Origin of the sequence: uncultured Methanobrevibacter sp. (assembly GCF_902771435.1) — an archaeon.
GTDB lineage: Archaea > Methanobacteriota > Methanobacteria > Methanobacteriales > Methanobacteriaceae > Methanocatella.
This window is the reverse complement of record NZ_CACXXB010000020.1, coordinates 18,900-28,975: the sequence shown is the minus strand read 5'-3', so window position 1 is coordinate 28,975 and position 10,076 is coordinate 18,900. Positions and strand designations below refer to the sequence as shown.

The 10,076-nt window shown below is 31.6% G+C and carries 11 protein-coding genes; 1 reads left to right on the top strand and 10 read right to left on the bottom strand.

Annotation, left to right across the window (positions count from 1 at the left end; translation table 11 throughout):
• Positions 1 to 54: 54 nt before the first annotated feature.
• The 9 genes from QZU83_RS06840 to QZU83_RS06800 form a co-directional block, all read right to left on the bottom strand.
• Complete coding sequence (locus QZU83_RS06840) at positions 55 to 1,275, bottom strand: ATP-binding protein (protein WP_295610740.1); 1,221 nt, start codon at positions 1,273 to 1,275, stop codon at positions 55 to 57.
• A 78-nt stretch (positions 1,276 to 1,353) separates the two neighbouring features.
• Positions 1,354 to 1,584, bottom strand: coding sequence for a hypothetical protein (locus QZU83_RS06835; RefSeq protein WP_295610739.1), 231 nt, complete (start codon positions 1,582 to 1,584; stop codon positions 1,354 to 1,356).
• A 182-nt stretch (positions 1,585 to 1,766) separates the two neighbouring features.
• Positions 1,767 to 2,033, bottom strand: a complete 267-nt coding sequence (locus QZU83_RS06830) for a hypothetical protein (RefSeq protein WP_295610738.1) — start codon at positions 2,031 to 2,033, stop codon at positions 1,767 to 1,769.
• A gap of 25 nt (positions 2,034 to 2,058) precedes the next feature.
• Positions 2,059 to 2,904, bottom strand: coding sequence for a hypothetical protein (locus QZU83_RS06825; RefSeq protein ID WP_295610736.1), 846 nt, complete (start codon positions 2,902 to 2,904; stop codon positions 2,059 to 2,061).
• 17 nt (positions 2,905 to 2,921) lie between these two features.
• On the bottom strand, positions 2,922 to 3,113 hold the full coding sequence (locus tag QZU83_RS06820) for a hypothetical protein (protein ID WP_295610735.1): 192 nt from the start codon (positions 3,111 to 3,113) through the stop codon (positions 2,922 to 2,924).
• Between the two features lie 233 nt (positions 3,114 to 3,346).
• On the bottom strand, positions 3,347 to 3,682 hold the full coding sequence (locus QZU83_RS06815) for a hypothetical protein (protein WP_295610733.1): 336 nt from the start codon (positions 3,680 to 3,682) through the stop codon (positions 3,347 to 3,349).
• Between the two features lie 457 nt (positions 3,683 to 4,139).
• Positions 4,140 to 5,303 (bottom strand): site-specific integrase, encoded by a 1,164-nt coding sequence (locus QZU83_RS06810; RefSeq protein WP_295610731.1) that lies wholly within the window; start codon positions 5,301 to 5,303, stop codon positions 4,140 to 4,142.
• A 65-nt stretch (positions 5,304 to 5,368) separates the two neighbouring features.
• Entirely contained in the window at positions 5,369 to 6,397 is a 1,029-nt protein-coding gene (locus tag QZU83_RS06805; RefSeq protein WP_295610730.1) for a M42 family metallopeptidase, read from the bottom strand.
• A gap of 96 nt (positions 6,398 to 6,493) precedes the next feature.
• The gene (locus tag QZU83_RS06800) at positions 6,494 to 7,567 is read right to left on the bottom strand and encodes a Coenzyme F420 hydrogenase/dehydrogenase, beta subunit C-terminal domain (protein WP_295610728.1); all 1,074 of its coding nucleotides are present in this window, start codon (positions 7,565 to 7,567) and stop codon (positions 6,494 to 6,496) included.
• 250 nt (positions 7,568 to 7,817) lie between these two features.
• Between QZU83_RS06800 and QZU83_RS06795 the strand changes: the two genes are divergently transcribed.
• On the top strand, positions 7,818 to 8,576 hold the full coding sequence (locus QZU83_RS06795) for a flavodoxin domain-containing protein (protein ID WP_295610726.1): 759 nt from the start codon (positions 7,818 to 7,820) through the stop codon (positions 8,574 to 8,576).
• Here the strand turns inward: QZU83_RS06795 and QZU83_RS06790 are convergent.
• Positions 8,571 to 10,076 carry a HEAT repeat domain-containing protein gene (locus QZU83_RS06790; RefSeq protein WP_295610725.1) on the bottom strand — a complete coding sequence of 502 codons (1,506 nt, stop codon included), beginning with the start codon at positions 10,074 to 10,076 and terminating at the stop codon, positions 8,571 to 8,573. The genes QZU83_RS06795 and QZU83_RS06790 overlap by 6 nt on opposite strands.

Genomic DNA, 10,076 nt, shown 5'->3' with positions numbered 1-10,076 from the left:
GTTACAATACTTAACTAATACTCTATTTTTCACAACATAAATAAACTCACATTATTATTTACCCATTCTTTTATCATAACCTGTCTGAGCCGACAACATCACAAAATACACTAAATATAACCTATTCACAAAACCATATTCCCCACTATTTTTCTTCCCAATAGACTCAATAATACCTAACTTCTTTGCTTTTTTCAAAAAACCATCAAAAGACTTCCTCTCTTCAGGAGACAAATACTGTTTAAACTCTGATTTTTTAAAAGTCATCAAACCATTATTAGCCAATTTAAGGAAAATATTAATATAAGTCTCACTCCTTATTTTACTTAATTTAGACCTCAATTGTTTTTTACTTAACTCCTCCGCAGCCTGAGCAATACTTATTAACACAATATTTTTATTAATCTTTAAATCTTCATAAGCATTCCAAAAAACAGAATCCCCAATTAACTGCATAATCAAAGGCATTCCATAAGAAAAGAAAACCATAGACGATAAAGAATCATTTTCATCTTCAAATTCAATACCCACATCGTTAAATGATGATTTGAAAAAATCTATAATATCATTATCATCAAGATTATCAATTTCAATTAAATGGAATATTCTAAAGAAAGATTCATTAAGATCACATAACTTTTCATATTCCTCAGGATAACTAATTAAAGTAAAAACAATAGGCAGATGGTATTCATTGAAATCCATTATTTCAAAGAAACCTTTGTACCAATTTGTGAATTCTTCACTTTCAGATAATCCATTAAGATCATCAATAACAATAAAAATACCTGAACCTTCAGGTAGATTTTCACATGTTTTTATTAGGAAATCTGCGAAATGATTTTTAATATTTTGAATTAGATCATTTGTATCTTTTAATGAAACACCGGTTCCTGCAACTTTAAACTCTTGAATGGTATTTAATATTTTATCAATAATCTTTTTACCTAAGTATTCTTTTTTAAATTCTCTCATTAATGCATCAAGTAATTTTTGTATTAACTCATCAACAGTTTTACCTCCACTATTGTTAATATGAATTGGAATCATATGATAATTATCTTCAGCAACTCTAGAAACATAATTTATAAAAGATGTTTTACCCATTCCTCTTTTTCCAGTAATGAAAAAATGTTCCGCTCTCCCATCTTTGATAACATGAGGGATTCTTCTTAATATTTTATCTCTATCTTTTACTCTTCCTTTGAACTTTTCGGGGGATACTGGTCTCCATGGTTCAAATGGTGAATTTGGGAATACATCTTCAAGTTCCATAATCTTCTGCCCCATATTTATTTTCAATTAAAATACACTCTGCAACAATCAGGTTTAAACCATAATAATTAACTATAATTATTCTACTCCTGCAGTTATAATAATTTCATTTACTGTTTCCAAATTAATATAATGAACATGATTACTCTCATTATTTACGACAATTAACCAACCAGTTTCTGTAATAGTTGGAACTCCTCCTTTACGTAAAGTTAATAGTCCTCCAGAACCATATTTTAAAATTAAATCTCCTCTTTGAGCTTCTTTTTTAATTATTTCAATTAGTTCTTTTAATTTTTCTTGATTCATAAATAAAACCCCCATCTTTTTAGAAGTTAAATGTAATCTCAACTAAATTGTCTCCCACAATTCTTACACTCATTAATATATGTTTCTCCAGTAAATGTTTGTTTATTAGGTACTAATTTAGTATTCTTAGACCCACAATAAGGACACTCTCTTCTATTATCATCACTCATAAAATAAACCTCTTATAAATGCCCATTTAATTTTAAAATGATATTAAACATTTCTTGTACCTCATTAGGAACATTAACTTCAACGACTTCAAAACTTGCTTTATTTTTTTGATTCAAATATTCCTGGGCGAAACTTCGTCCCATGAATTCAATTCCAGTAAAATTCATCACTACTTTTGAAATATCATTAGGAATATTTTGGTATAAATCTTCGATTTTATTTCTTGATCCTAAATCCGAATCTATTTCCTTTTCTAAAAAAATTTCAATTTCACTCATTTTACTAAACCTCCTTCTTAATTTTTTAAATAACAAATATAGGTTTCTTTTTTATTCTTATAATCTTTTTAGGTAATTCATATTCTCGGCCAATCATGTGCTCATAAATATTAATATTTTTATTTGATTTAACCCTTAAACTAACTAATGTTCCTTTAATATAATCTTCAGGAATTTTTCTAGCAATAACATTATTTTTTGTTATTTCAACAACCCCATTTCCTGAAGCAATTAATACAATACCTCTTGCTCCTTGAGTAACAATATTCACAACAGTATTTAATCCTGTTCCTCTTCCAATAAATTCATCTTTATCTTTGGTAGACATTCCATTAATTGCTTGAATAATTGCATCACAATCGTTCTTGAATGGTATTCCTGCTTTTTTGAATGAACCGGGTATACTAATACCATTATCCATGAAACTATAATCAGTTGCGTTAAGTTTAGGCCAATATTGACCTATAACATATCCATTATCAAAAATTGAATGATCATAAACATTGGTTAAAATTTCATGAAAGATATATTTTAAAGATTGTTCCATTTCAGGTACAGGGTCAATGATGGCTAAAATTTCTTTAGTTAACTCTTCAGAGTTATCTGTAGTTTCATCTAACCATCGAAATGGAAATGTAGTGTCAGTGTGTTTTTTAATGCCTAATACTTTATGTAAATAATCATTAACTTTAGGGTTTTTATGTTCTTTGATTCGTTTATTATAATTGTAAATAAAACTTACTAAAGGAAGTACAAAGGTTGGTGTTAAAAAACTACAATCATCAATATTAATAATATCATCATTATAAATATCATGTTGATTCATTATTCTCAAATATGTATTAAAATTATACATTAATGCTGGGGACAAGTTTATTTCCTCCTCTTTTATTTAACCATATAATATCTTGCTTTGTAGTTATGATGTCCTTCAACACTTTTTCCTCCGTAGTGTCCGAAGTCATAGTGTGTTCTGTCCCATGATGTGTGATGATCTTTCCAGATTAATCTTGGGATGGGTGGTTTGCGGTGGTCATCATAATCTGCAGTTAGATATAATCCATTGTTTTTATCAGTCATGATTCTCATTGTTAGGTTATAGTTCGCCAACTCTATTTTATAATATTGTATGATTGTATATTTAAAGGTTTTTATTTGATAATTTTAAATATTGTTCAATAAATTAATAATAATAATACTCAATTGTCTATCCAAAATAGCAAAAACACATAGGGCAAAGATTTAAAAAAACAAAACAAAAATAGTGAACTGTACAAAAAAAAATGAGGAAAAAATAACTCCCCCCTCTCAATTCAATAATATTCTTCAAATTCATATTTTAAATAGATAAACTCATCTTCACAAATGATTTTACTTTCCTTCCCCATAACTCTGTCAAATTTCTTAATATCCTCCATTTTAATATTATGCCACATAGTAATACAAATTTCTCTGCCTCCAAGAGTTATAGTAAACTCTCCATAATCCAATCTAAATATATCTTTAATTTCAACTTCTAAAAATTTTTGAATTTTAGCATTATTTCCTGAGGATTTTTTCCAAGACGCTTTAAATTGATCTACTAAATCACTTCGTTTATTCAATTCTTTATTTATTTTTTGAAATTTTTTATCTATTTTATCAGTCATAAGAAATCATTCTCACTTATTTTATTTTTGAAATCTTATCTTTTTTATAAGACTTCCAGGTATAACATTTATCATAGGTTTGATACTATTGTAACATTTTCAAAAGTCACATCATGTTATCCAATAAACACTCTTACCAAACAAAACTAAATTTTACAAAAAATTAATGTTTGAATTAGAAAATTTAAAACTCCTTTAAAACCAGTCATTTTCAAAAATAATCTATTTAAATGAATTTTGAGAATGCCTATAATTAAATAACAATAGATATATTACAATTCTATAATTATTAATAAACTTAAAGTACGCGAAAATACATTAAAATAAGAAAAATGAAAATTAAAAAAAAAATTTATTATAATTATATTCATAATTATAATTCAGGATGCATATAAACCTTCCTAATTGACTTTCAAATTAATTGCAAAATTGTTTAAACTTAATTTTTAAGTCAAATTTACTCTCTATTCGCAAATAAGTTTAATATCTCATCATCACTTAATGTATCTATGTTTGCGAATAATGATTCTACTTTTGATAATCTTGTATTCATATCTTCCAAGGCATTATTTTTTTCCTGAAGTTCTGTTTCTAATTGAACATATTCAGAGGATTTAATATCCATATTATTTACATCAAGATTTATTGTCAAACAATCTAAATGAGAAATATATTTTTCACGTAACTTACTTGGATCTTCAGTGAAATATGAAGAGTGAGTTGCTTCTTTAGATCTGCCTTGTAAAGCATCGATTTCATCAAGACTCAATTTATCATTGTACAAATTAGTTGCATGAAACTTGCGTAAAATATGGCTTTTAAATCTATTATGAGCTCCAATTTTACCTAAATTTAATGTATTATTAATTTTAGCGAAATGTCTTTCAAAATATGCAGTGTTACATTTAAACAATTGTATTTCATCAAGTTTACTATTATCTAAATCTTCACGCAATAACAAATAATTAATTATTTCACGGTTAGCTTCTGGACTGCAAAAAGTAAAATAATATTTATTTGTTTTAATGCGTTTCAAATAAAAAGTAGGGACAACGTCTTTATCATACATTATTTTAACTGCTTCTGCAATATCATTAGTGTGATGATAGTCTTTAGTAGCGTCAAGATAGTCTTTTACTGTTAGACTTAAGGTTTCTGCTCTTGCACAGCCTGAAGAGGACATGAATAAAATTATTGCCCGCATTAATGGATTTGCTATTTTCAAACATTTTTTGATTAATTCTTTATCAGGTAAATCTTTAAATTTTAAAGGTTCTGATAATTTTATATTTTTCCTGTTTAATGTTGGCAAATCATGAATTTCTATTTCATAGTGTTTGTAAAAAGTTTTGATTAAAGCAAATTTTAAATCTGCAGTGCTTTGTACGTGATGTTCGTATAGATAGTTTCGGTAGTTTAGTAAACGTTGTTTTAGTTTTCGTTTTTTCCAACGGATACCTTTTTCTTCTTCATAATCTGCTTCATCTAATAGTTCTGATAATGGTTTTTTTTGGAATTTGGAATAAAAGTTTAAGGCGATTTGGTACTGTTCTATGGTACCTGGTTTTAATCGCCTTGCTTTTGCAAATTCTTCAATTATGGTATTATTGTTCATATTCATATTTTAATCTCCCTTTATATTTTGGGTTTGTGGGAGAGCATTTGAAAAGTAAACAATAATATAACTTATAAATTATTTATAGCTTCTGTAATTAAACGAATGGTTGATTCAATATCATCCATACTGCATACACTTACTGGAGTATGAATGTAACGTGTAGGAACGGATAAAACACCGGTTGGAATTCCTTCACGGGTCAGGTGAATTGCAGTTCCGTCAGTAGTTCCGCCGTCACTGACTTCCAATTGATACGGAATTTCCTTTTCGTCTCCGGCTTTAATGAGCATGTCCTTTACTGATTGTTGGGTTAAAATACCTCTTCCGCTTGCATCAGCTAAAATAATAGCCGGACCTTTACCCATTACAACAGGCGCCTCTTCAGGCTTGATTCCAGGATGGTCTCCGGATAAGGTTACATCAAGTGCAATAGCCAAATCAGGGTTTAATTTAAATGCGGAAGTTTTTGCTCCTTTTAAACCTACTTCTTCCTGAACAGTACCTACTCCATAAACGGTAGCTCTGGTATCCACTCTTTTTAAAACTTCCATCATCACATAACATCCGACACGGTTATCCAAAGCTTTTCCCATAATCAAATTGTTCGGATATTCGACAAAGAGGGAGTTGAAGGTCATTTTGTCTCCAATTCTTACCATTTTTTCTGCATCTTCCTTGTCCTTTGCACCGATGTCGATAAACATGTCATCAGCTTTGACTACTTTGTTTCTTTCTTCAGGTTTAGTAACGTGAGGCGGTTTTGAACCTATTACACCAACAATTGCATCTCCAACAGATGAGTGGATAGTTACAGTCTGGTTCATTAACATTTGGTCATTGATTCCACCAATGTTTGAGAATTTAATAAATCCGTCATCGTCAATGTATCTGACCATAAGGCCGATTTCATCCATATGTGCTGCAAGCATTACAGTAGGAGCCTTTTTTTCACCTTTTTTAGTAGCAATCAGGTTTCCCATACTGTCTTTTTCTATTTTATCAGCTACATTTTCTAATTCACGTGTAATAATATTAGCTATTTCCTCTTCAGACCCGGATACACCCGGTGCTAAAGATAGCTCTCTCATTAATTCCATCGTATCACCAAATAATTTTTATTATTTTAATAATATTAAATAGTTTCTATTGATGAAAAATTCTAAAAAAAAGTAAAAAATAGAGGAGTGTAACTCCTATTTGTTTAAAGCTTTAAATCCAATCGGTGTTGTACTGTATTTTGTTCCGGCAGCCATAATTACGTCCTGAACTGATGAGGTCAATTTGGATTGAGGTCTCCAAGGTGCATCCTTGTCTTCACCTACAATGGACACTTCATCAACAATATTATTTTCAAGCAGATATACCAAAATAGCTGAAACGACACCACCATCCTGACCGATTATTGAATCCGCCTTTACCGAATAGATGTCAAGATAGTTTCCAAGGGGCTTTTCGTCAATGTCTTCAGGATATATCTCATTGCTTACAAAAGTTCTGGGACATGCAAAATAGCATGCATGACAGTCATCTTCACAGTCTTTTTTGGATACCGGTTTTCTGTGGTTTATCTGAATGGAATCTATCGGACAAACATATTCACAGGCACCGCATAAAACACAGGACCCTACGCTGATTACATCATTCTGCAGGTTTTCAAATTGGCACAGGCTTGCTTCCCTTATGACTTCCTCTTCGCTCATTGCCCTTTTGGAAAGTACAGGCCTTGCAATTGCCTCCCTTTTTTTATAATTTTTAGTGTTTTTTGAAATTTTCTGATTTGCAATTCTTTTTAAGAGACTGATTCCCTTTTCTGACATTTCCTCTACGGTAATATATCCTTTATCTATTGCATCTTCAATTATTTCACGTCCTTTTTTTGACCTTACAAGGACTGTTGAGTATCCACTTGGAGATCCGACAGAACCCACTGAAATATCAGAAACATCAGAAGTATAGTCAGTGCAGATGTGACAATTTTTACGGGTGAACGGTTCTGTTTCTGCAATCGGAATGGAAAAGACATTACCGTCAATCAATTTTGCAATGAATTTTCCCTTATCTATTCTGAATTCCTTTACTTCATATAGTTCAATGCCCTGACTTTTCAAATATCTCTCAAGATAGGAATAGGAAAAGTTCTCCATACAGAATAAACCTATTTTTACGTCAATAGGTGATCCGCCAGTTTGTTCTTCGTATCTATTAATTTTTGTTGCGGCCAATATCTGGCAGGGAGTACCGACCATTGCTGTTTTAATATCTGTCACTTTTACACCTCTAATCATAGACCGGAAGATATCTTCCACCAATACATATTTTTGCATTCAACATATATAAAGTTTTTCTAAAAAATGAACAGAAACACCAAAATCAAAACTGTTAAAAGGTTTAGTTTAAATTTTAAAAATAATTAAAATATAAAATTAAACAAAAATACAATAAAATGGAGAAAAAACAAAAATAATCATTCGAAATCATTAAGTTAATATAAATATAATAATTAAATTAGGTGAGAGTATGTCAAGTATAACAAAAATATATTTCAGCCCATCAGGCACAACAAAACAGGTGGTCGAGCAGATTGCAAGCAATTTCACTCAGGAAAAAGAAACTTACGATTTGCTGAATTTTGATATGGAAAAAGAATTTGCAGACGAGGATATTGCCATTGTGGGCATGCCGGTATTTGCCGGAAGAATTCCTAAAAGCGGACGTGACAGATTATCCAAACTTAAAGGGAACAACACCCCTGCAATTGCAGTCGTGAATTATGGAAATGCGCACGTAAGCGATTCATTGCTTGAACTGGTCGAACTGTTAAGGGAAAATAACTTCAATGTGATTGCAGCGGCTTCAACAATAAGCCACCATTCAATATTCAGCGGCGTTGCAGTTGGAAGACCTGATGAATCCGACATTGCAAAAATCAACGAATTCAGCGAAAAATGCATGGAAAAGATTGAATCAGGCAAAAGCCTTGAAAGCGAAATACCTGGAAACAAACCATACACCGAATATAAACAGCTGCCGTTTGTCATTTCATGTGATGATACATCCTGCTCATTCTGTTATGACTGTGTTTCAATCTGTCCTGAAAAGGCCATTCCCGAAGACGACCCTGTAGATACCGACCTGGACATATGCTCAAGATGTACTGCATGCATACACATCTGTCCGGAAGGTGCACGAAGTTTTACCGGAGAAGCATTTGAAACTAAAAAACCAGCATTTGAAGAAGCAAACAGCGAAAGAAAAGAGCCTGAATTCTACCTATAGATTCATTCTCTTTTTAGCTACTGCTCTTACATATTCATTTTCATCTGAAAGGGAAACTTCCCTCAATACTTTTTTACTCACTATTTTTTTACAGGCAGTCTCGCGAACTCTCCAGGAATCATCATTCTTGACGACATTTGTCAGAAACTCCTGATTTCTAACCAGAGACACCGCCCTAACGGAAATGTTTTCAGAAATTCCCTGTTCATAAATCTTAATCAGACATTTTTCAACTTTAATCTTATTTAAAGCTTTTAAGGAAAATTCCTCATCCTCATTTGCCAAAACTATTCTGATTAATGTTTCCAAATCGGTGATGTGGTCCAGTGTGGATTTTCTAATGTTTTCCAATTTGGCATTCTTCAATATTTCAATGAAGTTTTTCTCTTCAGTTATATGCTCCATTGCCTCTGCTGCAACATCTTCATGTGTTGAATTGATTGCAACATATGTGAAATCATCCTCATCGGTTATTGCAGGATTTGATATTGCATGAGACCTTACATACTGGTCATCATCATTCAATGCTATTCTAATCAATTCCTGAGTGTTATTGAGATTTTTAACAGCAATCTGTCTTACAAAAGGATCTTTATCATTGTCAATGACCTTAAGCAAAGTTTCGCCATCGGTTATTTTTTTGACAGCCTCACTTCTGACAACACTGTCGGAATCATTGAGAGCCATATACTTTAGCAGTTCTTCATCATCGACCTTGTTGATGATGTCCAGGCGAACATCGGGCTTTTCGGAATTTATTGCTATCTCCTTTAAGATTTCGACATTGTCTATCCTGCCGAATATCATTGACCTGATTTTGGCATTGTCCTCCTGGGTTGCAATTTCAGCCAGCACCTCTTCATTTTCAATTTTTTTGACGGCAGCTATTTTAACTCCTTCATCCCTATCTTCAAGTACGACCCTTTTAAGAATGTCCTCATCGGTGAAGTTTTCCTTATTTACCGCTGATTTTCTAATGGAGGAATCATTTGCCTTGAAGACCAGATCATACAATATGTCTGCATCTTCAATTTTTTCCAGAGACAATCTTCTGTAATTTTTATCAATGGCTTCAATGGCTATATCCTTTAAAGTCTCCTCATCAACAATCTTATTAAAAATTTCATCAACATTCTTGTTTTTCTTGGTGTTTATTACAATTTCGGCAATTGATTTGTTGTTCTCGCCAAGCCTTTCATATGCAAAGCTTCTAACGTCAAAGAATTTTGAATTTTCAGCGGCATCCCAAAGCAGATTTTCATCTTTAATCTTATTTACCGCTATTAATCTGATTGCCCTGTCCTTTACATTCTTTGCAATGTCAAGTGCAACGAACTGGTCTGTAATGTTATCTGCAGCCACGGCCCTTTCAGTTCTGTCTTTGGCATTGATGGCTATTTCCTTTAATATCAGTTGATCTTGATCTATTTCAATGTCTTTCGGGACAGGCTTCTTTTCCTTTTTTGTATCTTTACTCTTAAATCTGTCAAAAAATCCCAT